The 208-nt window shown below is 43.3% G+C and carries 1 protein-coding gene; it reads left to right on the top strand.

Annotation, left to right across the window (positions count from 1 at the left end; genetic code table 11):
* Positions 1 to 208 (top strand): GTPase (locus V6252_RS13735; RefSeq protein WP_341610793.1); only part of this gene is annotated, 208 nt, incomplete at both ends.

Here is a 208-nt window from a genome sequence, read left to right as displayed (position 1 = left end):
CTCAAACGCTGGCAAATCATCAGCCATCAACGCCTTAACCAATCAACGACAATTAGCTCGCTCGTCTAAGACACCTGGAAGCACGCAGATGATTAACTTTTTTAGTATCGGTGATACTGACAGAAGTTTTGTCGATTTGCCTGGTTACGGCTATGCAGATGTTCCTCTAGAGATGAAAAAAGAATGGCAGGTTGAGCTAGAAGAATAC

The organism is Psychrobacter proteolyticus (assembly GCF_038155145.1).
In the GTDB taxonomy this organism is placed as follows: Bacteria; Pseudomonadota; Gammaproteobacteria; order Pseudomonadales; family Moraxellaceae; genus Psychrobacter; species Psychrobacter proteolyticus_B.
Note: the sequence above shows the minus strand (reverse complement) of the source record. Positions and strands in the feature narration are given on the sequence as shown.